Below are 25,097 nucleotides of genomic sequence, written 5' to 3' on the forward strand. Positions count from 1 at the left end.
GACAAAGGGATCGGTAGCCTCCCTCCGGTATGGACGAGACACACGGGACGTTCCTCGTGACCCACGCCGACGCCGACTCCGCGGTGTTGCGCGACGTCGAGACCGGACAGGTCCACACTCTCTCGGGGAACCCCGACCTCGCGGAGGGCGAAGCCATCGCGGGCGAGCTCGCGCCCGAACCCCCCGTCGAGGCGACGTGGGAACTCCGGGAAATCGACGAGCGCCGGTCGCTGTCGGTCGAGGAGAGCGAAGAGCCACCTACGAGCCAGGAACGGGAGATCGCCGCCGGACAGGGCGTCGGAGAGGTCACCCGGACCGAGCGGGCGGGGATCGGCGAGATTCACGTCCTGACGGTACCCCCCGAGCGGACCGAGGAGGCCGTCGCCGAGATCCGCGCCGACGAGGAAACGCTCGCACGAGCGGCGCGCTACGGGGTCGAGCGCGTGGAGATCCGCGCCGAGGCGGGGATCGTCAGCGTCCGGTATCTGCCGTAGGTCCGCCCGCGCTCTGGACCAGCCAGCCCCCCTCGATTTCGCAGGCCTCCCTGACCGTATACTCGATGTCGGTCTCGCGGGTGACTTCAGTGCCCCCCTCGACTGCTTCGATCCGCAGGGGGACGTCGAGCGAGTCCCCACAACAGCCCACGCCCACGAACTCCTCGCGGACCTCCCCCTCGCGGACCTGGCCGAGGGTCTTTCGCAGATACGCCCGGAAGGCGGGCTTTTCGACCTGAAAGCGCCCCCAGTCGCTCAGGTCTGCCGGATACGAGACGACGACCCGGGCCGCGTCGTTCGGTGCCATGAACGGGATAGATGCTCCGCGGACAAAAACGCCCCACCTGATCGGATAAGAAAGCTTATTTTTGGCCGTATCACATCGAAACTCATGCTCGATTCGACGGTACCGGTGATCGACTACACCCGGTACTCGAACCGCCAGCTGGCGGCGGCCCCTCTCGCTCTTCTCGTCCTCTCGCTGCTGATCATCGTGGGGATGTGGGCAGTCACCGGTACCCCGGTCGATCCCGGGATCGACTTCACCGGCGGGACCGAAGTCCAGCTCCAGACGGACGCCTCCCAGACGGAGATCGCGGCCGCCTTCGAGAGCGAACCCGCGTCGATCCAGTCGATCGCGACAGGCCAGGGCGAGTACATCGTCACCCTCCAGTCGACCGATACCGCCGCCATCGAACAGCAGGCCACCGACGCCGGCTTTACGGTCACCTCCATCTCCAGTACCTCGGCGGCCTTCGGTTCGGAAACCCAGACCCAGGCGCTCGTCGGCGTCGCGATCGCCTTCGTCGGGATGAGTGTGCTCGTCGCGTTGATGTTCCGGACGTTCGTCCCCTCGATTGCGGTCGTCCTCTCGGCCTTCTCGGACATCGCCATCCCGGTGGCGCTGATGAACCTCTTTGGCATCCAGCTCTCGCTGGGGACGGTCGCCGCGCTGTTGATGCTGATCGGCTACAGCGTCGATTCGGACCTGCTGTTGAACAACCACGTCCTCCGTCGGCGCGGGGACTTCTATCAAAGCACCCACCGGGCGATGCGGACCGGCGTGACGATGACGGTTACGTCGCTGGTCGCCATGGTCGTCATGACGACCGTCGCGACGCTGTTTGCGATCCCGCTGCTCCCGGAGATCGGTCTCGTTCTCGTCTTCGGACTGCTGGCCGATCTGATGAACACCTACCTGCTCAACGTGAGTCTGCTTCGCTGGTACAAGTACGAGGGGATCGCCCGATGAGCGGCCTTTCGACGCTCCGAAAACACTGGCGGATCGCCCTCCTGATCGTGCTCGTTGCGGTCAGCGCGGCGGTGCTGTTCGCCCCGCAGTTCGGGCCCGACGACGGCGGCGGACCGGTCGCGGACACCGGTCCGACGAACCTCCAGTTCGGCCTCGAACTCTCGGGTGGGACGCGGGTGCGCGCGCCGCTTGCGGGACTCACCGCCGAGGGCGTCGATGTCGATGCCGGCCAGGAAGCCCAAATCGAGTCCGAGGTCGCGACGGAACTGGGGATCAGCGGGCGAAACGTCAACGCCTACCCCGGCGAAACCGCCGAGGACGGCACCGTCGAGATCACCACCGACGCCGTAAGCGAGGAGGACTTCCTCGCGGCGCTTCGCGTGGTCGAGGTGAGCGGCGAGGACACGGAGATCCGGCAGGGCGTGACCGAGCGAACGGTCAACGAGGCCGTCGAGGTCCTCGACGAGAAGATCCGCGAGTCGCCGTTCGCGACGGGCGACGCGCGGAAATCGACCTCCTCGACCGGCGAGCAGTTCGTGGTGGTCGAGGTGCCCGGCGAGGACCGCGGGACGGTGATCGACCTGATCGAGGACCGCGGGTTCGTCGAAGTCTACGCCCACCACCCGACTGAGGAGGGCTACACTAACACTACCGCGATCCAGCCCGACGACATCAACTCGATCGGCTCGCCACAAGACGAGCCGCCCTACGGGCCCCACATCGGGATCACACTGACCGAGGAGGGCGCCGAAGACTTCTCAGGCGTGATGCAGGAGACCGGCTTCACCCAGGAGGGCGTCGAGGCCTGCCGGTGGGACCAGAACCGTGACGATCCGGGGTACTGTCTGCTGACGGTCGTCGATGGCGAGGTGGTCTACTCGGCAAGCCTCGGCGAGAGTCTCGCGGCGAGCATGGAATCGGGGACGTACGCCAACGACCCGAGTTTCGTCATGAGCGGCCGGTCGATCGAGGACGTCCGCGAACTCCGGGTCAACCTGCTTGCGGGCGCGACGCCGGCACCGCTCGACATCGAGTCTGGCACCCAGTACTACCTCGAACCCAGCCTCGCCGACGACTTCAAGCTCTACTCGCTGGTAACGGGACTGATCTCGGTCGTGGCGGTCTCGGGCGTGGTCGCGGCCCGCTACGGCCGTCCCCGGATCGCCGGGCCGATGATCCTGACCGCGGCCGCCGAGGTCTTCCTCCTGCTCGGCTTTGCCGCCGCCGTCGGCTACCCGCTGGATCTGGCGGCGATCGCGGGCTTCATCGCCGTCGTCGGCACCGGCGTCGACGACCTGATCATCATTGCCGATGAGATCCTTCAGGAAGGGGACGTCTCGACGAGCCGGGTCTTCGAGAGCCGCTTCCGGAAGGCCTTCTGGGTGATCGGGGCGGCGGCCGCGACCACCATCGTCGCCATGTCACCGCTCGCCTTCCTGAGCCTCGGCGATCTGACCGGGTTCGCGCTGTTTACCATCGTCGGCGTCCTGATCGGCGTCCTGGTGACGCGACCGGCCTACGGCGACGTCCTGCGGGTCCTGTTGCGCCTCGACCGCTGAGCCCGCGGGCGTCGCTCGCCACGCCCGGATCGCCTCGACCGGTCGCGTATCCGCCGTCGCGAGCGCGAGAATCACACCGAGGGACACCACCCCGCTCGGATCGAGGCCCGCGCCCGCCCGAACGGGGATGGCCACCGCGAGCACGGACCCCAGTAGGCAGTACCCGAACCGCCCGGCGCGCGCCCGCGGCGTGGCCGCAGAGAGGACCGGCAACGCGACGAGCGCCACGACGGTTCCGGCCCCCGCGACGAGGACGTTCGCGAGGGGGCTCCCACCGGCGGCCTGTGCTAGCACGCCACCGTACGTGACCGCGAGAAGCGTCGAGGAGAGGTACACAGAGCGGGTGAGAAACGCCCGCCAGCCGGTGGTTCCAAGGCGCCTGTTCGTGAGCACCGGCCACGGCCGGGCCGTCGGGAGGTGCCCGCCGCGAAACGCCGTGAGAAGCACCGACGTGACCAGCAGGGCACTCATCGCCGCCGTCGCGATCTCGACGGTAGAGGCGGGCGTCACGGCGCCGACCCACAACGCCGGCGCGGCGAGGAACGCGACCTGTGCGAGCCCGCCCTGAATGTAGTCCACGAGGACGTCGTAGGCCGACTCGTGGTCGGCCAGCGTCTCGCCGGTTCGCCGGTCGTCGCCCAGGTAGATCGGCTTTCGATCGTCGGTCATCGCTTTCCCGTAGCCGACCGTGTGTACGGTATCACGGACTCAGAACTCCGCGAGCGTTCCCTGCTCGACGGCCGCGAGCGCGTCAGCGCTCGTCTTCCACGACGCGCGCGCACACTCGGGAAGCTCGCCGTTCTCGGCGACGTACTCGGCGAGGAACTCCCGCGTGGTCGGATCGCTCGGGTAGCCGCTTCCCACCTCGCCGTACGCCGCCTCTAGGGCCGCGACCCGCCGGTCGCGCTCGACCTTCGCGACGACGCTTGCCGCGCCGACGATCGCGTGGTGTTCGTCGGCGCCGTGCTCGCCCGAAAGCGAGACGCCCTCTGGAAGGCGTTGACCCACCCGATGGACGAACCGTCCGGCGTCGACGTCGCCTGCATCGCAGATCCCCGTCATCCCGGGTTCAACGACCTCGCTTGCGGCCTCGGCGTGGGCTGCTACCGTGAGGGAGTTCATGTCCGTCTCCGGTGTGTCGATCCGGTCCGGAGAAACGGCGGCGATCCCGATCCCGATCGCCTCGTCTCCCAATAGCGCCTCCGAGAGGCGTCCGCGTTTCGCCGGCGTGAGGCGTTTCGAGTCGTCGATCCCCTCGGGGAGAACCGACTCGTCGGGGACGCACACGCAGGCGGCGATCATCGGGCCCAGTACGGGCCCCTTGCCGGCCTCGTCGATCCCGAAGCGACACATACCCGCCGCTCGCGCGCGCCGATCAAGTACCTGGCGGGTCCCAGTCGGGCGGTCAGTTCGTGTCTCTGAGGTACTCGGGGTCGTCGAACGCCCCGCTCTCGCCACGGACGTCGATCACGTCGAGCGCCGTCACGACGCCCTCAACACCGACCAGCCCCGCGAAACTCGGCTCCGTCCGGCCCTCGTCACCGCTGACGAGTTCCTTGACGTAGAGCCCGCCCGCACCGTGGACCGTCAGTTCGGCGTGTTCCGGATCGAGCAGTTCGCCCGAGATCTCGTAGACCTCCCGCACGCGCGTGAGATCCGCCCGGCGGTGCGCAACGCGCTGTGGGGTGTCCTGTTCGATGGTCGCGCCGTCGAGCGCGTCGAGCGCCCCCTCGAAGGCCTCGGGGTCGACCGGTCCGGCGAACTCGACGTCCATTCGATACGTTTTGCTCGCCTCCAAGCCCTTGACCCGCTCGACCATCTCGTGGGTCGCGAGGTCGAGTCCCTCGACCTCGACTGCCCCTTCGGCCGCCTCGTTGATCTCGCGTTCGAGGCTCGGGAGGTCCGGGGTTCGCTCTCGCGGGTGTTTGACCTCCAGGACGAACGGCCGGCCCGATTCGAGCATGCGCGCGTCGACGTCCTCACGACCCGCGCCGTGGAAAACGCCCTCCTCGCCGTCCATCGCCGCGACGACGGCCGGAGCGGTAAAGCCCTCGACGCTGTCGTCGTACAGGTAGCCCGACCCCCCGCAGTACTCACAGGGCTCTTCCCCACCATCGGGAGCCAGCTGTTTTCCCGACCCGCCACACTCCCGGCAGGGCCACTCGGTCTGAGGGATGTCGCGTTCGAGCTTCCGGTAGCGGCCGTAGACGAACGCGGGGTTGATCTGGAGGTCCACGGCGTGATCCGAGATCGAGTCGGGGTCCTCGCCCTCGACGGTACACAGCGCGAGTACGTCCGGGCGCTCGAAGTCGACCTCTGTGTCCGTCTCGCGGCCGACGCGCTTTCCGACCTCGCGATTGCACTCGGATCTGAACGTCTCGCCGGCGTCTTCGGGGAGTCCGGCGCTCTCCCTGAGGAGTCGTTCGTTCTCCTCGATCAGCGGCGCGACTCGGGTGCCGACCTGATAGGTCGAAAAGCCGACGCCGTCGAGTTTCTCGACGACGCGTTCGGCCAGCGCGTCGAACGCGCCGCTGTACCCCTCACAGACCCAACAGTCCGTGATCTCGGGTGCCTCGTAGGGCTCGTCGTCCGCCAGCGCGAGCGCCGTGCGCAACGCGGTGCCGCGCTCGTCGTTCGTCAGCCCGAAACTCCGGTCGGCGAACACCCGACCCACGCAAACGTTACAGACCGGGTCCTGTGCGATGACCTCCCTCGCGCGTTCGAGAGCGTTCATTCCGCGTCCCCCGCGACCGCCCGTTTCGCGACGCCGTTCGGGTGGAGGCGTCGCCGTCTCTCAACCGTGCACATACCGGATTTTCGAGGGGAGCGGCTAAGGGCTTGGCGTTTCCATCCGCGGATCCGGGAGTATATCCCCACCGGGCGGCGAGAGCGGGTATGCGTCAGTTCATCGTCTCGGGTCACGAGGTTCCGACCACTCCCGATTTCTCGCTTTCCGATCTCGCGGGCGGCGCGGGCCGGCTGGACGTGCTCTGTCGGTGCGTCTCCGCCGCCTTCTTCCTCTCGCACGCCATCCGCGAGGACGTTCGGACCTCTCTGGTGCTCGCCGACGAGTTCACGGTCCGGTTCGAGGGCAGCGAGCTCCGGCGGCTGAACCCCGACGAGCGCTCGACGGCGGCGTTGATCAGAAAGGCCCTCGACGAACGCGAGGAGGCTATCGGGCACATGGAAGTCGAGACCTCCCCCGGGGTGTATCTCTCCCGACGGGGGTTCGAGCCCGTACTGGCGGCCGCCGCCGAGGAGGGATCGGTGGTGCAACTGCACGAGGACGGCGACCCCGCCGTGGCGATCGAGCCGCCGGACGATCCGGTGTTCGTCCTCTCGGATCACCGGGATTTCGCCGCGCGTGAAGTCGATCTGCTCGACGAACGGGCCGCCGCTCGGGTGCGACTCGGCCCCGAGGCCATTCACGCGAACCACGCGATCACGGTGGCGCACAACTGGCTCGATACCGAGGGGTACACGGGGTACTGAGGAGCCGTTCCGGAACGCTTAACAACGCAACCGGCTTTTCTCGGAGTGCGGGCCGGTGGGGTAGCTTGGTATCCTTCGGCCTTCGGGTGGCCGTAACCTCAGTTCGAATCTGAGCCGGCCCACTATTCGTCCCGCATTCAACCGACGAGGAGCGCCAGCGACGAGTCGCGAATGCGGGCGAACCGTTACGTCGCGAAGATGCAAGCAGACGAGACGCAGCGCCGAACGGAGTGAGACGATCGTCTCGGCGAGTTCGAGTCTGCGCCGGCCTATTTCTGCCCGCGCGCACTTCGCGAACGAAGCGACGGCCGTCTTCGGGAGCTTTACAACCACCGCCCGTCTCGACCACACCGATGGCAGGACTCATCCAGCGCACGGCCGAGTCGATCGACGAGATGTCCCGATCAATCTGGGACGACTCTAGCCAGATCGAGAAGGCGGTGATCGTCGTGTTCCTTCTCGTGACCGGCTTGGCGATCCCCGTGGTCCCGATCGTCCTCCTGGCGCGGATCATCGCTTGAACGCGCTCGGAACGACGATATCGGACGATCGCGACTGAGAGCCGTCACGACGCCGACGGATTGATACGATCGCGCTCCGACGCCGAAACATGGTCAGTCGCGAGCGCGTGCGGGGTGTCGGGCTCGACGACGAGACGCGTTGTGCGCACTACGGCTCGTCGCGGGACGTAATCGCGATCCGGTTTCCCTGCTGTGGCGACTATTTCGCCTGCTACGAGTGTCACGCCGCCCGCACGAACCATGACGCCGAGCGCTGGTCCGAGGACGCCCGTGGGGAACGCGCGGTGTTGTGTGGACGCTGTGATACGGAACTCACGATCACCGAGTACCTCGCCTGTGAGGACGCCTGCCCTGACTGCGGGGCGACGTTCAACCCCGGCTGTGCGAATCACTATCACCTGTATTTCGCCGGCGTGTCGGAAGCTTCTGGAGCCGACCCGCCGTAGGCCCGCACATGACCGACCCGCTCGAATGGGAGACCATGGAAGAAGAAGTCGCCTACAGCTGTCCCGGTTTCGACGTGATCCACGAGGACGTTCGGCTGCCCGACGGCACCGAGACCGATTTCGACTACGCCAGTGAGCCGCCCGCGGCGGTGATCCTCCCGTTCACTTCCGAGGGCGAGGTCGTACTCATCGAGGAGTGGCGCCAGGCAGTAAAGCGGGTCAACCGCGGGCTTCCGGCGGGGAGCATGGAGTCCGGCGAGGACCGCGAGGCCGCGGCCCGGCGCGAACTCACGGAGGAAACGGGCTACGAGGCCGGCGAGATCGAGTTCCTCACTACCGTTGAGCCCGCAAACGGGCTGCTCGATGCGGTTCATCACTACTTCGTCGCCCACGATTGTGAGCCGACCGGCGAGCAGGAACTCGACTTCAACGAGTCCATCCGGGTGGAGACGACCGACTGGGAGGGGCTCAAGCGCGACGCCGAGAACGGCGAGATCAGCGACGGTCGGACCCTCACGGGCGTCCTCCGGTACGCGCTCACGCGATGACCGACGAGCGCACCCGCTGGAACGAGCGCTATCGCGAGCGCGACCCGCCCGATGACCCCTCCGACCTCCTCCGGGAGTGGGTCGACGACCTCCCAGAGGGCCGAGCGCTCGACGTCGCGACCGGCGGGGGGCGCAACGCGATCTGTCTGGCCGAGCACGGCTACGCGGTCGACGCGATCGACTGCTCCGAGGAGGGACTGGAGATCGCCCGCGATCGCGCGAGTGACCGCGGCGTTTCCGAGCGCATCGGGTTCGTTCGGGACGACGTCGAAACCTACGACTTCCCCGCCGGAACCTACGACGTGATCGTGGTGAGTCGCTACTACAGCCTGAACGTCCTGCCCGCCCTCAAAGAGGCGCTCGCGCCCGGGGGCGTCCTGCTGTACACCCATCGTCTCCACCCGCCCGGCGACCGTTCGAGCCGATTTCGCTTCCGGACGAACGAGCTCCTCAGGGCTTGTCTCGACCTGCGGATCGTCCGCTACGAGGAACCGACGGAGATCACCGACGAGCAGACGGATGTGCGCCTGATCGCCCGAAAGGAGTGACTCGCAACCCTTACCGCGCGCTCGCCCGAACCCCGACCAATGAGCGAGATCTTCGAGGCCCGCGACTGGGACGCCGCCGGGCGGATCGGCCGGCTCTCGGTCCCGCGTTCGGGCATCACCGTCGAGACGCCCACCATCATGCCCGTCGTCAACCCCCACATCCAGACGATCCCCCCACGGGAACTCGCCGAGCGCTTCGGCGCACAGATCCTCATCACGAATTCGTACATCCTTCACGGCAGCGACGACCTGCGCGAGGCGGCCCTCTCGCGGGGGCTCCACGACCTGCTCGATTTCCCCGGCGCGGTTATGACCGATTCGGGCTCCTTCCAACTCGCCGAATACGGCGAGATCGACGTTACGAGCGAGGAAATTCTCGCATTCCAACGGGAGATCGGCTCGGACATCGCGACCCCGGTCGACATCCCGACGGCACCCGATACCGAGCGCGAGGCCGCCGAGATCGAGCTCGGAACCACCCAAGAGCGCCTCGATGCGGCCGCCGAGTTCGATGCGGGGGAAATGCTCGTTTCGGCGCCTGTCCAGGGCTCGACCTACCCTGACCTCCGGGAGGCGGCGGGCGACCACGCCGCGGGGACGGGACTCGACGTCTTTCCGGTGGGGGCGGTCGTCCCGTTGATGAACGACTACCGGTACGGCGAGATGATCGACGCCGTCGTGGCCGCCAAACGCGGGCTGGGGCCGGCCGCCCCGGTCCACCTCTTCGGCGCGGGCCACCCCATGATGTTCGCGCTGGCGGTCGCGGCGGGCTGTGACCTGTTCGATTCGGCGGCCTACGCGATATACGCGCGCGACGGACGATACCTCACGGCTCGGGGAACGGAGCATCTGGAGGAGCTCGAGTACTTCCCGTGTTCGTGTCCCGTCTGCGCCGAGTACACCCCCGCGGAGGTCAGGGACGGGGACACTGAGCGCCTGCTTTCGGAGCACAACCTCCACGTCACCTTCGCGGAGATACGGCGGATCAAGCACGCGATCCGCGAGGGGAGTTTGCTCGAACTCGTCGAGACCCGCGCCCGCGGGCATCCGGCGATGCTCGACGGCTACCGGGCCCTGCTCGCCCATTCCGAACAGCTCGAACGCACCGACCCCGCCTCGAAGTCGACGTTCTTCTACCTCTCGGGCGAGAGCGCCTCCCGGCCCGAGGTACTGCGCCACCACCGCCGACTCGAACGACTCTCGGTTCCTGACTCGCTGTTGCTCGCCGACGGCTCCGTCGACGGGATCGAGGCCGATGAGGTCTGGGACGTTCGCCCACCCTTCGGTCCCGTCCCGCCGGAACTCTCGGAGACTTACCCCGTGAACGCCGAACTCCCCGACCGACTCGACGAGGAGGCCTACGCAGCGGCCGCACGGGGGATCGAGCGGCTGGCCGAGGCGAACCCCGACTGCGAGATCGCGCTGGCGACTGCGGGCTGGCCCGACGCAGCGCTCGCGGCCCTGCCCAAACATACCAAGTGCATATTAATCTCCTAGCAAGTTCACGACATGTAGGTCCCTGTTGGAGGGCTGTTTTAGAAACCATACAGATACGATTATTCCATTTCTACCAATGATGCCCACAAGATACATATATAAATCAAGGGAGTGTATGTTGTGAATGAAAAACAACAAAATCGGCGATCTGTATTAAAATCAGCTGCGATAGGAATTAGTGCTGCAGGAAGCCTCCCTATACTGGGCGTACAGAAAGGCAAAGCCTCTCCTCAAACAGACTCCGAACGATCGGGCAATGACTCAGAGATGAGTCACGAGGTCGTTGACGAAGGCGATGAGTACCACATCGTTGCGGTTACGAAAGACGACGAAACAGAATATTATCGAGTAGACAAAAACACGGGTGCTGTCAGAGCCGTCTCAAGTGGTGGCATAAGCACGATGGGACACAATGAGCTTATTTCCCGCTCCGATGTGCAGGTGAGACAATTTGGTTCCTGTGGCGGACACCTCTATCGAAATCACTACTACGTAGCTCTCTCGATCGAACTCGGCGAAACGTGGGACAGCATCACGGGAGGATCACTTGAGGCAGGAATTTGTGCGGTTCTTGGTGCCAAAGGCGGCATGGCTAGTGCTGCAGCTGGTGGCATCGGGTGCTTCGTAATCGGCCGCCTCTTTCTTGACCACATTAATCCGTCCGGTAGTACCGGAACATGGGGAGCGTGGGACTGTCACCGTGGCTATTTAAATTACGAAAACATCTGCCACGGAGTGACTAGCCAATACAGCGCAGGGCGATCGCAAGTCCCTTCATTGAAACTTGTTCCCGGCGTGCACTTCGAAGCGTTATAACCAATGAAACGGAGCGTAATCTTTCTCTGTACTATCGTTACCGTTTTGGCGGCCTACGGATGGCTTTCGACCGGGGCCAGCGTTCATGTCTTTCCGGCGATAGCCGGTATCGCTATGGCTCTCTCTGTCGCAGGTGTCGAATACACCTACCGGGGGATGCTTTCACAGAAGCTCACGGGAGCCGGGATCATCGTACTAATGCTGGTGCTTTTCACCGTATTCGATAACGGCGACAGTATCTTCTTCGCATTCGTCACCGCAGCAGTACTGTCGGTTTCTGTCTGCGTGCTATATCTTCTCGATTGACTCGGTTCGCTTGACTGGGGCCAAACTCCCTATCGATACTCTCTTTCGCGACACTCTCCGATGACCCGTATGACCGAATACTTCGAAGTTCACGGGCGCGACGGGGCCGCCCGGATCGGCGAACTACGCCTCGCCGACCCCCTCACGACGCCGGCGCTCGCGGACGATCACGTCGAGGACGCCGGGAGCCTCTGGGCCGCCGAGCGCGACCTGCCCGAGGGCCGCGACGACCGTGTGACGATCCTCCCCCATCGGGCGTTCCCGAGCGGCACCGCAGAAGAGGTCGAGGACGCCTTCACCGTCGAGCATCCCGACGTCGAGTACCCGAGCGGGGCGGTCGTCTCGCCCGACACCGCCGGCGATTTCGGCGCGGACGCCTACGTCCTCTCGACCGCACAGGGGAGCGTCGGCCACGCCAGCGCGCTCCGGGACGAGATCATCGAAACCAGACGGGCGATCCCCGCCGACACCGCACTCTATCTCTCCGGCGTCGCGACACCCCGAAACGCCGCGCTGCTGGCCTATCTCGGCATCGACCTCCTCGATTCGCACAAGGCGGTCGTGAAAGGCACGCAAGGGAAGTACCTCACGAGCGACGGCGAGCGGTTCCTCGAGGACCTCGAGGAGCTGCCGTGTGCCTGCTCGGCCTGTCAGCGCCCGATAGAGGCGTTCACCCGCGAGGACTGTGCCGAACACAACGAGAACGCCCTCCGTGCTGAGCTCGCGACCGTGCGCGAGCGGATCCGCGCGGGCCGGCTGCGCGATTACGTCGAGGGCCAGGCCCGCCACGCACCGTGGCTGACCTCCCTCTTTCGGGAATTCGACGACGAGTGGGGATATCTGGAGGAACGGACCCCGATCTACCGGACCAGCGAGATCAGCGCGACGACCGACGACACCCTCCGGCGGGTCGAGATCCAGCGCTTTGCCGACCGGGTCACATCGAGCTATCGGAACCGGTTTGACAACCCGCTCGTCCTCGTGCCCTGCTCGGCCACGAAACCCTACAGCGAGTCCCAGAGCCACGGCCAGTTCCACGACGCGATCCAGTATCGCGCCCATCTGGTCTCGATGACCTCGCCCATCGGGGTCGTCCCTCAGGAGCTCGAAACCACCTACCCGGCCCAGCACTACGACACCGCCGTCACCGGGCGCTGGACCGAAACCGAGATCGCCTTCGTCGCCCGGGTGCTCCGCCGGTATCTCGAACGCAACGAGTACCCGAGAGTCATCGCCCACCTTCCCGAGGACTACCGCGAGATCATCGAGCGCGTCGAGCCCCACATCGACGCTGAGATCGAGTACACCGTCGAGGATCACCCCACCACGACGGACTCGATCGCGAACCTCATGCGGACGCTCGACGGCGAGCTCAAGTACGGCAAGCGCGAGCGCCAGCATAACACCGTAAAGGCCATCGCGGACTACCAGTTCGGCGAGGGCGCGGGCGAGGAACTCTTCCCCGATCTCTCTATTCAGAGCCGGTACCCGAAGTTCCGCGCGCATACGAGCGACGGCGAGCAACTCGCGGCGATGGTCCCCCAGTACGGAACCCTCGCGCTGACGCTTGCGGGGGCGCGGCGGTGGCTCGACAGCGACGCCTCCACCAAACGCGTCGCAATCGACGGGTTCGTTCCCCACGGGAACGTCCTCGCGCCGGGCGTGCTGAACGCCGACCCGGAGATCCGGACCGGCGACGAGGTCGTCGTCGAGGGCCCGAAGGCGTTCGCCGTCGGACGCGCGGAGATGTTCGGCCGCGAGATGGCCGAAAGCACCCGCGGGGTTGCGGTCGACGTCCGCCACGTCGAGGAGCGGTAGCGGGCTTTTTATCGGCGGCGTCCCATGCGCTCCCATGGACGAGATCACGCTGGCGGTACCCCGCGAGCTCGGCGAGAGCCTGCCCGAGGACAGCGACGAGACGCTCGTAGCGATGCAACGCGAGATCGACCAGTACGAGGGCTACATCAACGGCGCGATCGGCGAGGGGGAAAGCGAGGCCGCGAGCGCCGCCGCGGACGTCATCGACCGCGTGGTCGAGCGCTGGGAGCAGTACGACGAGTACATCGTCGAGCTACGGGCATGGGGCCAGTCCTCGATCTACGCGGAGGTGTGGTGTGACTTCCAGTACGCGCTGATCCAGCAGCTCTACGACCACGAGGAACTGGCCGAGGCGCTCGATCAGGAGCGCCACGCCCGTCTCGTGGACGACGGGATCCGGTTGAGCGACGCGGTATGAGCGACGAGGACCCGGCGTACGCTCGAAAGCCCCGTTCGCGGAGCGGGGCCGATCGGGCGATAGACGGCGGGGCGGTCGCCGCGGGCCTCTGTTTCGGCGTGTTCGCCACCTTCGTCTCGATCGTCGGGCCCCTCTCAGGGGCGGCCCGCCTCTCGGTCACCGCGCTCTGTCTGGTCTGTGGCGGGCTCGCGGCGGGCTATCTGACCCGACCGACCGCAAGCGGCGCGCTTCAGGGGGCGCTAGTAGTGTGTTCGACCGCAGGGCTGATGGCCGCCGTTTCGATGTCGATGACCTACGGGCTCGGCTCGCCGCGACGGGTCCCGCTCGTTCTGGCCTACGAGACGCTCGCGCCACCGGCGTTCGCCGCGCTCGGCACGCTCGCGGTGTGTCTCGGGGCGCTCAGCGGCACACTCGGGGTCGGACTGCGGGGTTGACGTTCGATACGGCCCGCCGGGCGACTGTCAGTATTTATACCGCGTGCGTCCGTTCCACCGGTATGAACCTCGAGCTGCGCTCGTTTGCCACCTTCCGGGAGGCGATCGGTCAGAAGACGATCGAACGCGATTACGAGGAGGGCGCCACCGTGGGGGCGGTCCTCGCGGATCTCGAATCGGAGTTCGACGGGCTGGAGGGACGACTGCTCGACGAGGACGGGGCGATCCAGCCCCAGCTCTCGATCCTGAAGAACGGTCGGGACGTGACCCACGCACAGGGTCCCGAGACGCCGCTCGAAGCGGGCGATACGCTGAGTCTGTTCCCGCCGGTCGCCGGGGGGTCGGCGTGAGGACGGAACGCTCCTTTCGGGGGATCAGCCAGCGACTCGCCCGTCACTACCTCTCGAACCTCGGCGGGACAGTCGAGAGCGACGACCGGGTCGTCGGCGAGAGCTGGGAGGCGAGTCTCTCCTCGCAGAAGGTCTCGATCGGTCCGAGCCTCTCGCTGACGGAGGTGACGATCGTCTTCGAGGGCGAGGAAGAGACCCTCGAACCGCTGATCGAGGACTTCGCCCAGAAGGCGATGCGCGCGGGGGGATGAGCCACCCGATCGACGGACAAGTGGTGTTGCTCGCCGCCGCGAAAGCCAGCGTCGCCGGGAACCGCCTCCCGGGGCTCCTCGAGCGGGCGCAGTCGAAACTGGAGCCCGACCTCGGGACCTACCGGCGGCGCTACGAACTCGCCGTCGAGACCGACGACGCCTGCTGTTTTTTCGTCCCCGCCGATCACTGGGAGACGGTCGGGGCCGACCTCGGGCTGGAACGACGCGAGTACCGGGCGATCCAGCGGACCCACGAGGAACAACTGCTTCGCCTCGGCAAGCGCGAGGACCGCCGCGCGGAGTTCGAGACCGCCCTCGAGGTTCGCTCGGCCGCCGTGGTCGGGACGCGAAAGTGAAAGCCGTTTAGCTTCCGCTCTCCTACTGGCGGCCAGTGACCGACGACACGCTCGAGGACTTTTACGACGCGATCCAGGACCTGGGTCATCCGGTTCTCACCGCCGAGGAACTCGCCCGCGCCCTCGACTGTTCCCAGGAGGAGGCCGACCGTCGCCTCTCCGAGCTCGCGGGGGTCGGACTGGTGGGTCGGCGGGACGTCGAGCGCGATCCCGTCGTCTGGTACCCCAAAGAGTGGGACCAACAGGCGAGACGCGAGCGGGTCGTCACCTTCCCGAACCGTCGCGAGTTCGTCGTCTCGCATCCCGAGCAGTTCACCCGCGCCCGGCTCTCGACGTTCGCCCATCTGATCGACACGAACGGGTCGGGTGACGCGCTGTATCGGATCCGCGAGGAGGACGTCTGGGGGGCGCCCTACGACGATCTGGCCGACCTGCTTCTTGCGCTGCGGCGGGTGACGGGCGAGCGCCACGAGAGCCTCGAGGAGTGGATCACCCGCCAGTGGAAGCGCGCACGGCAGTTCGTCCTCAGAACTCACGAGGACGGATACACCGTCCTCGAGGCCGACAGCGAGAGCCTGATGGGCAACGTCGCCCGGCAGGTGCTCGGCGAGGACCAGCTCCACGCGCCGATTTCCGACACCGAAAGCTGGGTGCGCGAGGGGAGCGAGGGCGAGATCAAGCGCCTGCTGTACGACGAGGGCTACCCCGTCCGGGACGCCCGCGATCTGGACACGGGCGATCCCCTCGAAATCGAGCTTTCGCTCGAGCTACGTGAGTACCAACGGGAGTGGGTGGAGCGGTTCACAAAGCAAAAGGCCGGCGTGCTGGTCGGCCCGCCGGGAAGCGGCAAGACGGTCGCGGGGATGGGTGCGATGGCCGCGGTCGGCGGCGAGACCCTCGTTCTTGTTCCCTCCCGGGAACTCGCGGCCCAGTGGCGCGAGTCGCTGCTCGAATCGACATCCCTCTCGGCCGCGGAGATCGGCGAGTATCACGGCGGGAAAAAGGAGATCCGCCCGGTGACCATCGCGACCTACCAGACGGCGGGGATGGAACGGCACCGCCGGCTGTTCGACGAACGGCGGTGGGGGTTGATCATCTACGACGAGGCCCACCACATCCCCAGCCCCGTGTTCCGTCGGAGTGCGGACCTCCAGTCGAAACACCGACTGGGGCTGTCTGCGACCCCGGTCAGGGAGAGCGACGACGAGGTTGAGATCTTCACGCTGATCGGTCCGCCCATCGGCACTGACTGGTCGGCGCTGTTCGAGGCGGGCTACGTGATGGAGCCCGACGTCGAGATCCGCTACGTCCCCTGGAGAAACGAGGCCGCCGAATCCGAGTACGCGAGCGCCGTCGGCCACGAGCGCCGCCAGGTCGCCGCCTCGAACCCCGCGAAGCTCGACGAGATCCGTCGCTTGCTCGAGGCCCACGCCGGTGAGAAGACGCTGATCTTCGTCGATTGGATCGATCAGGGCGAGGCCTACGCCGAGGACCTCGAAATCCCGTTCTTGAGCGGACAGACCCGGTACGCGAAACGCGAACGCCTGCTCTCCGAATTTCGTCACGGCACCCGGGAGGTCCTGTTGGTCTCGCGGGTCGGCGACGAGGGGATCGACCTGCCGGCGGCGACCGTCGCCATCGTCGCCTCCGGGTTGGGCGGCTCCCGGCGCCAGGGCTCCCAGCGTGCGGGTCGGACGATGCGTCCCGTCGGTGGCGCGCAGGTCTACATGCTCGCGACCCGTGGCACCGAGGAGGAGGAGTTCGTCCGCGACCAGTTGCGCCACCTCCAACGTAAGGGCGTAAACGTCATCGAGGCGGACGCCGAGACCGCCTGAGGTGGATCACGAAGGTTTTACTCGCGTACCCAGTAGTTCCGGGCGATGTTCGAGAACGCGGCGGGCGTCGGACTCCTCCACGTCGGCGAACGCTCCCCCGAGCAGCGGGCGGCCCACGAGTGGTGTCGAGCCGCCGCGACGGCCGCCGATCCCGTCGACCCCACCGCCGAGTCGCTCGACCCGGCCCGCCACGACGTCCTGTGGTGGCACCGGTCCGAGCCGGTCGAGGCGCTCTCCGCGAACGCCCGCGAGTCGATCCGCTCGTACCTCAGCGACGGGGGCGGCCTGTTTTTGAGCCTGCAGGCCCTGACGGCCGTGCCCGCGCTCGGAATCGACCCCGTCGGTCCGGACGCAGTCGGGATCGAGGACCCCGACGAGCCGATCGGGTATCTCGCAAAGCGCCTTCACCGGGAGCACCCGATCTTCGAGGGCTTCGACGACCTCCGGATCCACACCGCCGCCCCCGGCGAACAGCCCTTCGCGCGCTACGTCGAGGTCCTCCCCGAGCGCGGCGAGGTGCTCTCGGCGCTGGTCCACGGGGCCGACGACGCCGTCCGCGACCTGCCGCTCGTCTCTTGGCGCGTGGGTGAGGGACGGGTGATCGGCGCCGGCAGCGCGCTTCGTTTCGGCGGTCACGCCGAGGGCGCCACGGCGACCGCCAGCTCGCGGCTGGTCGGCAACGTCCTCGGGACGCTCGCCGAGGGCGACGTGCCGGGGCGCCCTCACGATAGCGCCGCCCTCGCTCGGTTTCGCGAGGAGCTCTCCGAGGATCCAAACCGACCGCGTTATCACCTCACGCCGCCCGCGAACTGGCTCAACGATCCCAACGGGCTGATCCGGTGGAACGGCCGGTATCACGTCTTCTACCAGTACAACCCCGCCGGTCCCATGCACGGGACGATCCACTGGGGCCACGCCACGAGCGAGGATCTGGTCCGCTGGGAAGACGAGCCGGTCGCCTTATCACCCTCGCCCGAGGGCCCCGATCGGGACGGCTGCTGGTCGGGCTGTGCGGTCGACGACGACGGGACCGCGACGCTGTTTTACACCGGCGGCAGGGGAGCGATCCAGCTTCCCTGCCGGGCGAGTGCGACCGACCCCGATCTCAGGACGTGGGCGAAAGACCCCGACAACCCCGTGATCGAGCAGGTCCCCGAGAACGTCGTCGGCTCCGAACACTGGGAGGCGGAGTTTCGCGATCACTGCATCTGGTTCGAGGACGGGCTGTGGCACCACCTGATCGGCTCCGGGCTCGCGGACGCCGGCGGGGCGGTCTTTCGGTACACCTCGCCGGACCTGCGCGAGTGGGAGTACGCCGGCCCGATCCTGGTCGGTACCGGCGAGACCGGCGGGATGTGGGAGTGTCCAGAACTGTTGGATCTGGGCGAGCGCCGCCTGCTTCACGTCTCGAACTACGAGGAGGTTATCTCGTTTCTCGGTCAGTTCGAGGACGGCCAGTTCCACGTCGAGAGCGAGGAGCGTCTCGACCACGGCGACTTCTACGCCCCCCAGTCGCTCGTCGACGACGGGCGGGCGCTCACGTGGGGTTGGCTCCCCGAGGCGCGCGACGAGCGCGCCCAGTGGGACGCCGGCTGGTCCGGTGTGCTCTCGTTGCCCCGCGAACTCGCCTTCGAGGAGGGCCACCTGCGCCAGCGCCCGGCCCCCGAACTCGAAGCGCTCCGGACGACCCACACCTGCCGCGGGATCCACGTTTCCGATGGCGAGCGCTCGCTCGAACTCTCGGGACGCCATCTCGAACTCGACGCGACGATCCACGCCGAGGACGCGGACGAGGTCGAACTCGCGGTCCTTGAATCACCCGACGGCGTCGAGCGCACGCCGATCCGTCTGACCGACGAGGAGCTACGCCTCGAGCGCGCCCCATCGAGTCTCGACGACCGGGTGACGACGGAGGCCCAGCACATGCCGGTCGGGGATCTAGAGCGTCCGCTCTCGGTTCGCGCGTTCGTCGACGGCTCGGTCGTCGAACTGTTCGTCAACGAGCGCCGATGTCTGACGAGTCGTGTGTATCCGACCCGCGAGGACAGCGTCGGCGTCTCGCTGGCCGCTCACGGTGGCTCCGCGCGGGTCGAACTCGATGCCTGGACGCTCGGATCGGCGTGGAACGCGAACCGAGCGCGCTCGCCGACCCGGTAGATCAGTACCCCCGGCGAGTTTCCTCGCGGTGTGCCAGTCGCTCTTCGGGGAGGTCGGGCAGCTCCTCCGATTCGAGCGGGATCCGTCCGTGCGACAGCGTGCCCGTGATCCGGGTCCGATCGCCCGAAAGCGCGACTCGGACTGTCGGCGCGAGCGTCCCGCCGAACTTCGCGCGCTGCTCATCGGGCGAGAGGGTCGCCACGTCGTCGAGCGTGAGCCCGCCCAGATCGTAGTAGTTGAAAAAGCCGCTGACCAGCAGTTCCTCACGGTGTGAGAACGCGACCCACGAGTAGGCCTGATAGGGCGCGTTCGCGGGGTTCGTCAGTACCAGCCCCGAGCCGTTGAGCGGGCGATACTCTCCCCGTAGCGAGTCCGCGACGAACCCATAGAGACCGTCGGGCCCCTCCAGCCCGGGCGCGAAGGTGTGGTCGTGACTGGAGACGAAGAGGTAGTAGAAGCCGTTTCGCACCACGACGTGCGGCCGTTCGAGTTCCTGGTTCACACAGATACCTTCGAGAAGCGGGTCACAGAGCTCCCAGTCCGTCGGATCGCCCGTCGGCGAGTGTGCGATCCCGACGCTGCCGTTGAACTCCTCCCAGACGGGGTCCCCACAGGCGCCCGCGCCCTCCGGGATCGGCGTGTTGGCCTCGAACAGCAGGTAGGTTTTACCACTCCTTGGATCCTCGAAGAACCACGGGTCCCGAAAGGTGTAGATCATCCCCCTCGATTGTTCCTCTCGCTCGTAGCGCTCGCCGTCCGGTTCGAGCAGGACCCCGTGTGCGAAGGGGCCCTCGATACGAACCCCGTCGTCGTCGGCTACGACCGACCCCCCGGACCCGACCGCGAGGCGCTGCTCATAGGTGATCTCGGCCTCGCCGGCGCGACCGGAGGCGGTGTAGAAGACGTAGAGTCGCCCGTCGTCATCGAGCAGCGCCGAGCCGGCCCACTGCCGTGAGCCGCGAGTCCCGCCCTCGAAGACGGGTCCGCCGTCGAACCACGTCTCGCCGTCCCGCGAGTAGAAATAGCGGATCTCGGCGACGTCGTGGCGCTTTCCGGGCAGGAGGTCCGCGGGTGCGGTCAACGAGAAGATCACGCGCCAGCCCCCGACAGTGGCGATCGAACCGTCGCGCTCCCGCAGGAACCAGGTATCCCAGCCGTTGATCTCAGGGGCGGCGTCTTCGCGGGGCGGGTAGATGATCGGCACGACCGTCTCGTCGGTGCGCTCGATCTTCGAGGCGTGTTCGCGCGTCCAGCGTGGCGTTGCCCGCCCGCTGTGCTCGGGAGTCATACTCACAGTCGGCCTATCTCGGAAAAAACGGTTGTGTTATCCGTCGAGCGGGCTGCGAACCGCCTCCATGGGGGATGGGGCTCGCCGAACTCTGGAACGTGCTTGTGGTGGGTCTCGCGGTCGGCGTCGGCATCGTGCCGGTCGAGACGAACCTCGTCGCCACGATCTGTCTCCTCGTGTACGACTCGCTCGTCGCGCTGACGTCCGTTACGAACCGGTAGGAGGATCGCATCGAGGAGTACGCCGGCGCGCTCGTGGCAGTTCGGATCCTCCTACTGGCGATCGCGCTGGTCAGTCTCTCCGTCTGATCGGTCGAAAAAGTGGGGTCGAACCGCTCAGTCGTCGGCAGGTGCCGGCGAGTCGCCGGTCGAGACGCCCGTTCCGGGGCCCACGTCGATCCCCAGATCGTCGAGCTTCTCGTCAGGGACGATGCCGTCGACCCAGCCACGGTGCTCGTAGTACTCGGCTTTCATCTCCTCGAGCTCACAGTACTCGCCCTCGCTCGCGCCCTGTCCGGGGTTTCCGCCCTCCTCGAGGAACCGCTCCGGAAGGGAGTCGTCCGCGCCGTCGAACCCACAGAGGTTGTTGTAGTAGCGTTCGAGGTTGTAGACGCGCTCGCCGGCCTCCATGAGTTCGTCCTCGCTGACGTCGAGGCCGGTCATGCCGTTGTACTGGAGGACGTACTCCTCGATCCCTTCGGCGAAGGCGTTGAACTTGCAGATGTCGAAGCTGTCCGAGATGGCGTGGAGGTCCTGGAAGGTCGCGGTCAGCTCGCCCTTGCCCTCGTACTCGTAGGGGTCGACCTTCTCGGGAATCCCCAGGATTTCGGCCGCGGGGGTGTACCCACGCAGGTGACACGCGCCACGGTTCGAGGTGGCGTACCCGATGCCCATGCCCTTCATGCAGCGCGGGTCGTAGGCCGCGATCGACTGGTTCTTCACCGAGAGCTTGCTGTCGTGGCCGTCGGCCGCTTCTGCGAGGCCGTGCTGGCCTTCCGCGAGCAGGTCCGCGAGGTCGTCCTCGCGGTTGGCGATCCGGGTGATCATGTCGATCATCGTCTCGGAGTCGCCCCAGTCGATGCCGTCCTCGAGGTCGTCGAGCTTGCCTTGCTCGGTCAGCTCCATCGCCATCGCCATGATGTTGCCGACCTCGATGGTGTCGACGCCGACGTCGTTACACCGGTCGATCATCACGGCGATCTTATCGCGGTCGTCGTTCGCGGAGTTAGTACCCAAGGCCCACGCTGACTCGTACTCGAAGGACTCCATGCGAACGTTCATCTCCTCGCCCTTGTGCATCGTCTGGACCTCGACTTCCTTCTTACAGGCGACCGGACAGGAGTGACAGGTCGGTTCGTCGACGAGGATGTTCTCGCGGACGTTCTCGCCGCTGATCCGCTCGGCGTCGAGATCGTGCGGGCGGTTTTCCTCGTGTTCGTTGTACGAGACGCCCGAGGTGTACTTGCCGTTCTTCGTCGGGTGGCCGTCCATCTCCTCGGTGATGTTCATCAGGACGTTCGTCCCGTACATCGACAGGCCGCCCTCGTTGGGCGCGGTGACGTCGGACTCCTGGATGAGCTGCATCGCCTGCTGGTGGCCCTCCATGAACGTCTCCTGGTCGGCCGGCTTGGGCATTTTCGTCCCCGATTTGATGACGATCGCTTTCAGGTTCTTCGAGCCCATCACGCAGCCGGTGCCACCCCGGCCCGAGGCGCGGTCGTCCTCGTTCATGATGCAGGCGTACTTCACGCCGTTCTCCCCGCCCTGTCCGATGCCCATGAAGGACATGTTCTTCCCGTAGGCGCCCTCGTGGCGCTCCTCTAAGGTGTCGCGGGTCTCGTGGACGCCCTTGCCCCAGAGATCCGAGGCGTCGTGAAGTTCGATTTCGCCGTCCTCGACGACGGCGTATACGGGTTCGTCCGAGCTCCCCTCGAACACCAGTCCGTCGAAGCCCGACCACTTGAGGCGTGCACCCGACCAGCCGCCGTGGTGGCTGTCGGTAACGGTACCCGTCAGCGGGGATTTCGTACAGACGGCGATCCGACCGCTCATCACCGTTTGGGTGCCCGTCAGCGGACCGTTCATGAACGCGATGAGGTTCTCGTCGCTCATGGGGTCGACGTCGGGGCCGTTGTCGAAGACGTACTTGACGCCGAGCCCGCGCGCGCCGATGTACTTCTCCGCGTCCTCGTCGTCGATACTCTCGTAGTTCACGTCGCCCGAGCTGAGGTCGACCCGTGCCACGTGGTCTTGGAATCCGCCTAAATCTGTCATGGTAATCTACGAGTGTTACGTTGGGTCCGTATCGTGTTAGACTTTCCCACCAGAGAGTAATTGATATCGGTTACATCACCGATAACGGCGTCTTTCAGGCTCCTACGCCGCTATTTCTGCCGTCCTGATCCGGCTGAGCGGCAGATTTACCACGTGCGGATCCGTGGCCCATGATATATGTGGTGGCGTACCAAGCGGTGCCGGTCGGGCGAGGAGGTGGTGAGGGGACGATGGGTGTAACCGAAATCACTGCCGCCATCAGACGGCCGGAGTACACGGGTGAGAACCGCTGTCTCCCCTGTACCGCACTCAACGTCCTGCTGGCCGTAGCGGTGACGATCACCGTCGCGGTCGTCTCGCTTCCGGCGGGCGGTGTCGTCCTCCTCGGCGGTCTCCTCGCCATCTACTTCCGGGGGTATCTCGTCCCCGGCACGCCCGAACTCACGAAGCGGTACCTCCCGCCCGCGGTTCTCGGGCTGTTCGGCAAGGAACCGGCTCCGAGGACGCTCGGTACCTTCGAAGACGGTGAGTTGTGGGCGACCCTCGAACGTGCGGATATCCTCGTGGGCGAGGACGACCCGACGCTGGCGGAGGGCTTTCGCTCGCGCTGGCTCGCGGCGATCGACGAGACACGCGCCGACGAGCCCGGCGAACGGGCAGTCGAGCGAACTCTCGGCGTCGAAACGGCCGACAAACGGGGCGAGCGAGCCTTCTCGATCGGGGGGAACCGGCTCGTTCGCTGGGACTCCCGGGCCGCGCTTCTGGCGGACGTCGCCGCCGCGGCCGTCTTTCGGGACCGGTATGCCGACTGGTCGGCCCTCGATCCGGACGCGCGCCGTGACCTCCTCGACCGACTGCGACTCCTACTCGGGTCGTGTCCGGCGTGTGGCGGTGGCGTCGAGCGCGGCGTCGACCGCGTCGACCCGTGTTGCCAGCGGGCCCACACCGTCGTCTGGGCCGACTGCGTCGAGTGCGGGGCGCTTCTGGCCGAAATCGCCGTTCCCACGGCCGACGAGGCGGAAATCGCCCCTCTCCTCGACTCGGACGACGGGTCGGAGTAACCACGTACAGTGGTATCGTCCGACGGTCGTCTCTTGGTAGCTGCTGGCACTCCAATTAAGTAGGTGTATCACTATCGTCCGTGTATGTCAAGCAGCCTTCCGAACATCAAGGTCGGTCGCGACGCCGAAGCTGACATGGATCCCGAGGAACTCCCCGTCCACGAGATCGAGTACCTGAACTACGAGGCGATTCCCGAACACGGCTGGGACCTCGACGACGACGACCTCTTCGAGAAGGCGGCGGCGGCCGATCTGACCGAGAAGGACCACGGGACCTTCGAGATCCGTGGAACGCGGTACATCCTCGACGGTGCGGAAGACGAGGGGCAGAAGTGGCCCTTCGAGTGTCGGGCAGCCTCGTGTGCGTACTGTACGATGTTCCTCTACGAGGGGGACGTGAAGATGGATATGGACCTGATCCTGACCGACGAGGAGGTCGAGGAGCGAAACATCTACCTGAGCTGTCAGTCGATCCCGAAAAGCGAGGAGGTCAAAGTCGTCTACAACGCCATGCTGGCGGACTACCTTCAGGAAAACATCGTCGGCGTCCGCGAGGTCTGAAATCAGTCCGTCGAGTGTTTCTCCATGGCCTCGTGGAGGCGTTCCTCCGGGGAGGCGCTCATCACCAACTGTCCCTCCTGATGTTGTTCGACGTCCGAAACGTCGACCTCGATGTCCGCCGCCGCGAGCGCCTCCAGCATCTCCGCCAGGAGGAGGCGCTGGATCTCCAGTTGACTCTCGAGGGCGTTCGTCTTCGTGAACGTCCGGTCGGCGAAGTCCGTCAGCGACTCGGAGAACTCCGCGAGGTTGGCCTCCGTACCCTTGACCCGTCGTTCGCCGAGGCTGATTCGGGCGTAGTTGTCTACCTCCTCGAGGTCCGCTTGGAGGTCGTCGATCCGCTCTTCGATCTCCTCGGTTCGCCGGTCGATCAGTTCCTCGATCTGATAATCGACGGTCGATTCGACGCCCTCGGCGTCCTCGTCCGTCTCCATTGTCGCCCCGTCACTGGAAGCCATGTGTGCACAATCATCACGATTTACCATATAGCTTTGGCCCGACACTCCAAGGGTCAATCGTCGCCCGACGCGGCGTCCGGACGCTCGGTCGCTTGCAGGATGAACGTCCGCTCGGGCGGGGGCGCGATCTCGAGTTCGACCCGCCGGACGAGTCGGTAGTACTTGCGATTTCCGCGTCGGTAGTACTCGACGATTCCGCTGTCCTCGAGCGTCGAGAGGTGGTGGGCCGCCGTCTTCCCGTCCATCCCGACTGCCTCGGTGAGTTCGGAGACGTATCGCGGTCCGTGGGAGAGTTCGCGGATGATCTTCAGTCGCGGCGTACTCCCCAATACGTCGATGAGTGACACGGGCTGTCGTTTGT

29 protein-coding genes and 1 tRNA gene are annotated in these 25,097 nt (G+C 66.3%); 23 read left to right on the forward strand and 7 right to left on the reverse strand.

Going from position 1 to position 25,097, the window contains the following annotated elements; all coding sequences use genetic code 11:
• The first annotated feature begins 29 nt into the window (after nt 1-29).
• A complete protein-coding gene (locus HACJB3_RS04435; RefSeq protein WP_008414363.1) occupies nt 30-494 on the forward strand; it encodes a DUF5812 family protein in 465 nt (154 codons plus the stop codon).
• Here the strand turns inward: HACJB3_RS04435 and HACJB3_RS04440 are convergent.
• Nucleotides 472-801: a hypothetical protein gene (locus tag HACJB3_RS04440; RefSeq protein WP_008414365.1), complete on the reverse strand. Its 330-nt coding sequence runs from the start codon at nt 799-801 to the stop codon at nt 472-474. The genes HACJB3_RS04435 and HACJB3_RS04440 overlap by 23 nt on opposite strands.
• A gap of 84 nt (nt 802-885) precedes the next feature.
• Here HACJB3_RS04440 and secF point away from each other — a divergent pair, with 84 nt between their 5' ends.
• Both secF and HACJB3_RS04450 read left to right on the forward strand, forming a co-directional pair.
• On the forward strand, nt 886-1,746 hold the full coding sequence (secF, locus tag HACJB3_RS04445) for a protein translocase subunit SecF (RefSeq protein ID WP_008414367.1): 861 nt from the start codon (nt 886-888) through the stop codon (nt 1,744-1,746).
• Complete coding sequence (locus HACJB3_RS04450) at nt 1,743-3,305, forward strand: preprotein translocase subunit SecD (RefSeq protein WP_008414368.1); 1,563 nt, start codon at nt 1,743-1,745, stop codon at nt 3,303-3,305. Before secF ends, HACJB3_RS04450 begins: the two co-directional genes overlap by 4 nt.
• A gap of 708 nt (nt 3,306-4,013) precedes the next feature.
• Here the strand turns inward: HACJB3_RS04450 and rnhB are convergent.
• On the reverse strand, nt 4,014-4,658 hold the full coding sequence (gene rnhB, locus HACJB3_RS04455; protein ID WP_008414371.1) for a ribonuclease HII: 645 nt from the start codon (nt 4,656-4,658) through the stop codon (nt 4,014-4,016).
• Nucleotides 4,659-4,710: 52 nt separating this feature from the next.
• On the reverse strand, nt 4,711-6,039 hold the full coding sequence (locus HACJB3_RS04460) for a tRNA pseudouridine(54/55) synthase Pus10 (protein ID WP_008414373.1): 1,329 nt from the start codon (nt 6,037-6,039) through the stop codon (nt 4,711-4,713).
• A gap of 161 nt (nt 6,040-6,200) precedes the next feature.
• Here HACJB3_RS04460 and trmY point away from each other — a divergent pair, with 161 nt between their 5' ends.
• From trmY to HACJB3_RS04535, 17 genes are all read left to right on the forward strand, one after another.
• Nucleotides 6,201-6,797, forward strand: coding sequence for a tRNA (pseudouridine(54)-N(1))-methyltransferase TrmY (gene trmY / locus HACJB3_RS04465; protein ID WP_008414375.1), 597 nt, complete (start codon nt 6,201-6,203; stop codon nt 6,795-6,797).
• A gap of 49 nt (nt 6,798-6,846) precedes the next feature.
• A tRNA-Pro gene (locus tag HACJB3_RS04470) sits at nt 6,847-6,919 on the forward strand.
• Between the two features lie 231 nt (nt 6,920-7,150).
• Complete coding sequence (locus HACJB3_RS20125; protein WP_008414377.1) at nt 7,151-7,318, forward strand: hypothetical protein; 168 nt, start codon at nt 7,151-7,153, stop codon at nt 7,316-7,318.
• Between the two features lie 89 nt (nt 7,319-7,407).
• A complete protein-coding gene (locus HACJB3_RS04475) occupies nt 7,408-7,764 on the forward strand; it encodes a CHY zinc finger protein (RefSeq protein WP_008414379.1) in 357 nt (118 codons plus the stop codon).
• An 8-nt stretch (nt 7,765-7,772) separates the two neighbouring features.
• Nucleotides 7,773-8,312, forward strand: a complete 540-nt coding sequence (locus HACJB3_RS04480) for an NUDIX hydrolase (protein WP_008414382.1) — start codon at nt 7,773-7,775, stop codon at nt 8,310-8,312.
• A complete protein-coding gene (locus tag HACJB3_RS04485; protein WP_008414384.1) occupies nt 8,309-8,860 on the forward strand; it encodes a class I SAM-dependent methyltransferase in 552 nt (183 codons plus the stop codon). The genes HACJB3_RS04480 and HACJB3_RS04485 overlap by 4 nt, the downstream gene beginning before the upstream one ends.
• A 39-nt stretch (nt 8,861-8,899) precedes the next feature.
• On the forward strand, nt 8,900-10,357 hold the full coding sequence (gene tgtA, locus HACJB3_RS04490) for a tRNA guanosine(15) transglycosylase TgtA (protein ID WP_013199393.1): 1,458 nt from the start codon (nt 8,900-8,902) through the stop codon (nt 10,355-10,357).
• A 120-nt stretch (nt 10,358-10,477) separates the two neighbouring features.
• Nucleotides 10,478-11,173 (forward strand): hypothetical protein, encoded by a 696-nt coding sequence (locus tag HACJB3_RS19580; protein WP_148258232.1) that lies wholly within the window; start codon nt 10,478-10,480, stop codon nt 11,171-11,173.
• A gap of 3 nt (nt 11,174-11,176) precedes the next feature.
• Entirely contained in the window at nt 11,177-11,479 is a 303-nt protein-coding gene (locus tag HACJB3_RS04495) for a hypothetical protein (RefSeq protein ID WP_008414387.1), read from the forward strand.
• A gap of 69 nt (nt 11,480-11,548) precedes the next feature.
• A complete protein-coding gene (gene arcS / locus HACJB3_RS04500) occupies nt 11,549-13,297 on the forward strand; it encodes an archaeosine synthase subunit alpha (RefSeq protein WP_008414389.1) in 1,749 nt (582 codons plus the stop codon).
• Between the two features lie 34 nt (nt 13,298-13,331).
• On the forward strand, nt 13,332-13,715 hold the full coding sequence (locus HACJB3_RS04505; RefSeq protein WP_008414391.1) for a hypothetical protein: 384 nt from the start codon (nt 13,332-13,334) through the stop codon (nt 13,713-13,715).
• Nucleotides 13,712-14,149 carry a hypothetical protein gene (locus HACJB3_RS04510; RefSeq protein ID WP_008414392.1) on the forward strand — a complete coding sequence of 146 codons (438 nt, stop codon included), beginning with the start codon at nt 13,712-13,714 and terminating at the stop codon, nt 14,147-14,149. Before HACJB3_RS04505 ends, HACJB3_RS04510 begins: the two co-directional genes overlap by 4 nt.
• A 62-nt stretch (nt 14,150-14,211) precedes the next feature.
• The gene (locus tag HACJB3_RS04515) at nt 14,212-14,499 is read left to right on the forward strand and encodes a ubiquitin-like small modifier protein 1 (protein ID WP_008414395.1); all 288 of its coding nucleotides are present in this window, start codon (nt 14,212-14,214) and stop codon (nt 14,497-14,499) included.
• Nucleotides 14,496-14,750: a hypothetical protein gene (locus HACJB3_RS04520; RefSeq protein WP_008414397.1), complete on the forward strand. Its 255-nt coding sequence runs from the start codon at nt 14,496-14,498 to the stop codon at nt 14,748-14,750. Before HACJB3_RS04515 ends, HACJB3_RS04520 begins: the two co-directional genes overlap by 4 nt.
• On the forward strand, nt 14,747-15,106 hold the full coding sequence (locus tag HACJB3_RS04525; RefSeq protein WP_008414399.1) for a hypothetical protein: 360 nt from the start codon (nt 14,747-14,749) through the stop codon (nt 15,104-15,106). Before HACJB3_RS04520 ends, HACJB3_RS04525 begins: the two co-directional genes overlap by 4 nt.
• A 35-nt stretch (nt 15,107-15,141) precedes the next feature.
• Entirely contained in the window at nt 15,142-16,941 is a 1,800-nt protein-coding gene (locus HACJB3_RS04530) for a DEAD/DEAH box helicase (RefSeq protein ID WP_008414400.1), read from the forward strand.
• A 45-nt stretch (nt 16,942-16,986) separates the two neighbouring features.
• Nucleotides 16,987-19,098, forward strand: coding sequence for a GH32 C-terminal domain-containing protein (locus HACJB3_RS04535; protein ID WP_008414402.1), 2,112 nt, complete (start codon nt 16,987-16,989; stop codon nt 19,096-19,098).
• Nucleotide 19,099: 1 nt separating this feature from the next.
• Here HACJB3_RS04535 and HACJB3_RS04540 read toward each other — a convergent pair whose 3' ends face one another.
• Nucleotides 19,100-20,386, reverse strand: a complete 1,287-nt coding sequence (locus tag HACJB3_RS04540) for a glycoside hydrolase family 68 protein (protein ID WP_008414405.1) — start codon at nt 20,384-20,386, stop codon at nt 19,100-19,102.
• A gap of 74 nt (nt 20,387-20,460) precedes the next feature.
• Between HACJB3_RS04540 and HACJB3_RS20130 the strand changes: the two genes are divergently transcribed.
• Nucleotides 20,461-20,607: a hypothetical protein gene (locus HACJB3_RS20130; RefSeq protein ID WP_008414407.1), complete on the forward strand. Its 147-nt coding sequence runs from the start codon at nt 20,461-20,463 to the stop codon at nt 20,605-20,607.
• A gap of 114 nt (nt 20,608-20,721) precedes the next feature.
• On the opposite strand, the gene HACJB3_RS04545 is transcribed toward HACJB3_RS20130, so the two are convergent.
• Nucleotides 20,722-22,659: an aldehyde ferredoxin oxidoreductase family protein gene (locus HACJB3_RS04545; RefSeq protein ID WP_008414408.1), complete on the reverse strand. Its 1,938-nt coding sequence runs from the start codon at nt 22,657-22,659 to the stop codon at nt 20,722-20,724.
• A 230-nt stretch (nt 22,660-22,889) separates the two neighbouring features.
• Here HACJB3_RS04545 and HACJB3_RS04550 point away from each other — a divergent pair, with 230 nt between their 5' ends.
• Nucleotides 22,890-23,720, forward strand: a complete 831-nt coding sequence (locus tag HACJB3_RS04550; protein ID WP_008414411.1) for a hypothetical protein — start codon at nt 22,890-22,892, stop codon at nt 23,718-23,720.
• Between the two features lie 135 nt (nt 23,721-23,855).
• A complete protein-coding gene (fer, locus tag HACJB3_RS04555) occupies nt 23,856-24,281 on the forward strand; it encodes a ferredoxin Fer (protein WP_049934529.1) in 426 nt (141 codons plus the stop codon).
• A 2-nt stretch (nt 24,282-24,283) separates the two neighbouring features.
• On the opposite strand, the gene HACJB3_RS04560 is transcribed toward fer, so the two are convergent.
• Together HACJB3_RS04560 and HACJB3_RS04565 are read right to left on the reverse strand one after the other, a co-directional pair.
• Complete coding sequence (locus HACJB3_RS04560; RefSeq protein WP_238532826.1) at nt 24,284-24,736, reverse strand: hypothetical protein; 453 nt, start codon at nt 24,734-24,736, stop codon at nt 24,284-24,286.
• Between the two features lie 53 nt (nt 24,737-24,789).
• Nucleotides 24,790-25,083: an ArsR/SmtB family transcription factor gene (locus HACJB3_RS04565; protein WP_049934530.1), complete on the reverse strand. Its 294-nt coding sequence runs from the start codon at nt 25,081-25,083 to the stop codon at nt 24,790-24,792.
• Nucleotides 25,084-25,097 lie beyond the last annotated feature (14 nt).

The organism is Halalkalicoccus jeotgali B3 (assembly GCF_000196895.1).
GTDB lineage: Archaea > Halobacteriota > Halobacteria > Halobacteriales > Halalkalicoccaceae > Halalkalicoccus > Halalkalicoccus jeotgali.

Coding starts and splice junctions, on each gene's coding strand:
- HACJB3_RS04435 (WP_008414363.1), top strand. CDS start 30: ATGGACGAGACACACGGGACGTTCCTCGTGACCCACGCCGACGCCGAC.
- HACJB3_RS04440 (WP_008414365.1), bottom strand. CDS start 801: ATGGCACCGAACGACGCGGCCCGGGTCGTCGTCTCGTATCCGGCAGAC.
- secF (WP_008414367.1), top strand. CDS start 886: ATGCTCGATTCGACGGTACCGGTGATCGACTACACCCGGTACTCGAAC.
- HACJB3_RS04450 (WP_008414368.1), top strand. CDS start 1,743: ATGAGCGGCCTTTCGACGCTCCGAAAACACTGGCGGATCGCCCTCCTG.
- rnhB (WP_008414371.1), bottom strand. CDS start 4,658: ATGTGTCGCTTCGGGATCGACGAGGCCGGCAAGGGGCCCGTACTGGGC.
- HACJB3_RS04460 (WP_008414373.1), bottom strand. CDS start 6,039: ATGAACGCTCTCGAACGCGCGAGGGAGGTCATCGCACAGGACCCGGTC.
- trmY (WP_008414375.1), top strand. CDS start 6,201: ATGCGTCAGTTCATCGTCTCGGGTCACGAGGTTCCGACCACTCCCGAT.
- HACJB3_RS20125 (WP_008414377.1), top strand. CDS start 7,151: ATGGCAGGACTCATCCAGCGCACGGCCGAGTCGATCGACGAGATGTCC.
- HACJB3_RS04475 (WP_008414379.1), top strand. CDS start 7,408: ATGGTCAGTCGCGAGCGCGTGCGGGGTGTCGGGCTCGACGACGAGACG.
- HACJB3_RS04480 (WP_008414382.1), top strand. CDS start 7,773: ATGACCGACCCGCTCGAATGGGAGACCATGGAAGAAGAAGTCGCCTAC.
- HACJB3_RS04485 (WP_008414384.1), top strand. CDS start 8,309: ATGACCGACGAGCGCACCCGCTGGAACGAGCGCTATCGCGAGCGCGAC.
- tgtA (WP_013199393.1), top strand. CDS start 8,900: ATGAGCGAGATCTTCGAGGCCCGCGACTGGGACGCCGCCGGGCGGATC.
- HACJB3_RS04495 (WP_008414387.1), top strand. CDS start 11,177: ATGAAACGGAGCGTAATCTTTCTCTGTACTATCGTTACCGTTTTGGCG.
- arcS (WP_008414389.1), top strand. CDS start 11,549: ATGACCGAATACTTCGAAGTTCACGGGCGCGACGGGGCCGCCCGGATC.
- HACJB3_RS04505 (WP_008414391.1), top strand. CDS start 13,332: ATGGACGAGATCACGCTGGCGGTACCCCGCGAGCTCGGCGAGAGCCTG.
- HACJB3_RS04510 (WP_008414392.1), top strand. CDS start 13,712: ATGAGCGACGAGGACCCGGCGTACGCTCGAAAGCCCCGTTCGCGGAGC.
- HACJB3_RS04515 (WP_008414395.1), top strand. CDS start 14,212: ATGAACCTCGAGCTGCGCTCGTTTGCCACCTTCCGGGAGGCGATCGGT.
- HACJB3_RS04525 (WP_008414399.1), top strand. CDS start 14,747: ATGAGCCACCCGATCGACGGACAAGTGGTGTTGCTCGCCGCCGCGAAA.
- HACJB3_RS04535 (WP_008414402.1), top strand. CDS start 16,987: ATGTTCGAGAACGCGGCGGGCGTCGGACTCCTCCACGTCGGCGAACGC.
- HACJB3_RS04540 (WP_008414405.1), bottom strand. CDS start 20,386: ATGACTCCCGAGCACAGCGGGCGGGCAACGCCACGCTGGACGCGCGAA.
- HACJB3_RS20130 (WP_008414407.1), top strand. CDS start 20,461: ATGGGGCTCGCCGAACTCTGGAACGTGCTTGTGGTGGGTCTCGCGGTC.
- HACJB3_RS04545 (WP_008414408.1), bottom strand. CDS start 22,659: ATGACAGATTTAGGCGGATTCCAAGACCACGTGGCACGGGTCGACCTC.
- HACJB3_RS04550 (WP_008414411.1), top strand. CDS start 22,890: ATGGGTGTAACCGAAATCACTGCCGCCATCAGACGGCCGGAGTACACG.
- fer (WP_049934529.1), top strand. CDS start 23,856: ATGGATCCCGAGGAACTCCCCGTCCACGAGATCGAGTACCTGAACTAC.
- HACJB3_RS04560 (WP_238532826.1), bottom strand. CDS start 24,736: ATGGCTTCCAGTGACGGGGCGACAATGGAGACGGACGAGGACGCCGAG.